The sequence below is a fragment of the Priestia sp. SRI_019 genome, from assembly GCF_057586255.1.
In genome coordinates this window covers 1-1,190 of record NZ_JBYCZN010000027.1, presented here as the reverse complement: position 1 = coordinate 1,190, position 1,190 = coordinate 1, and the positions used below count along the sequence as shown (strand labels likewise).

1 protein-coding gene and 1 pseudogene are annotated in these 1,190 nt (G+C 68.5%); both read right to left on the bottom strand.

Features of this window, described 5'->3' with window-relative positions:
• The coding region (locus tag AC2YJL_RS27620; protein WP_487375094.1) for an MCP four helix bundle domain-containing protein at positions 1–796 on the bottom strand (796 nt) is incomplete at its 3' end.
• 38 nt (positions 797–834) lie between these two features.
• Positions 835–1,190 (bottom strand): annotated as a pseudogene (locus tag AC2YJL_RS27615) (hypothetical protein); the annotation flags it as partial.

Genomic DNA, 1,190 nt, shown 5'->3' with positions numbered 1-1,190 from the left:
CCTGGCCCACGGTCTGGATCAGCGCCGTCTTCATCGCGGCCAGCGCCTTGAGCAGGTCGCCGAGTTCGTCCTTGCGGTCGGTCTGCACCTGCACCGCGAGGTTGCCGTCGGCCACGGCCGAGGCGATGGCCACGGCCTCGTGCACCGGCACGGTGACCGACCGGGTGATGCGCCACGCCAGCAGCGAGGCCACCACCACGGCCAGCAGGGCCAGGCTCACCAGCCAGGCCACGTTTCGGCTCACGGTGTTGGCGGAATCGGTCATGGCGGTTTGCACCAGGCCGCGCTGGAACGCCAGCATCTCGCCCTGCGCGCCGCTGTAGCGGTCGGCCGCGGGCAGCACCTTGCCCGACAGGATCAGGTTGGCGGCTGCGACGTCGCCGGTCTTGAGCACGTCGAAGAAGTTCTTCCGCACGTCGATGTACTCGCCGCGCAGGGTGGCGATCTTTGCCAGCAGGGCCTTGCCCTCGGTGCTGGTCACTTCTTCCTCAAGCGTCTTCTGCAGCTCGTTGATGCGCGTGGTCGTCTGCGCGATCAGGGGCTTGAAGTAGGCATCCACCTCGGGGTCGGCGCGGGACTTGGCCACGGCCAGGGCACGGCTGATGTTCAGCGTGGTGCTGGCGGCCCACTCTTCGGTCACGGAAGCGCGGTGCTCCAGCTCGATCACGCGTTCGGTGGCCGCCTGCGTCGAGCGCAGGCCGTTCCAGGCCAGCGCCGTGACCGCCAGAAGCAGCAGCACAACGCTGAGGAAGCCGGCGCCGAGCCGTTGGCCAACCTTGAATTGATGGAATGACATGGAGAAATGAAGTCCGTGTGTGATGTGGGTTGAATCGGTCAGAAGCTTTCCCAGTCGCCTTCGCTGGTGGCGCTGGCGGCGGAAGCGGTGGGCCGGATGGGCGCCACAGCTGGTGTGTCGTTCGTGCGGCTGGCCACCGGTGCGGGTTTCGCAGGCTGCGGCGCGCGCGCCGGTGGGGTGGGCACCGCGGCCTTGACGGGCGCGGGTGCGTTGTTGTCTGTCTGGGTTCTGGCGGGCCTGGCCGCAGGTGCTGCAGGCGTCGCGGCGGGTGTGACCACCGAGGTCAGCACGGGTGTCGACACCACTGGCTTCGCCACCGGTGCAACAGGTGCGACGTGCACGACCGGGCGGGTGCTGTCACCGTCACCAGTGCGGAACACGCGCACCACCTGGT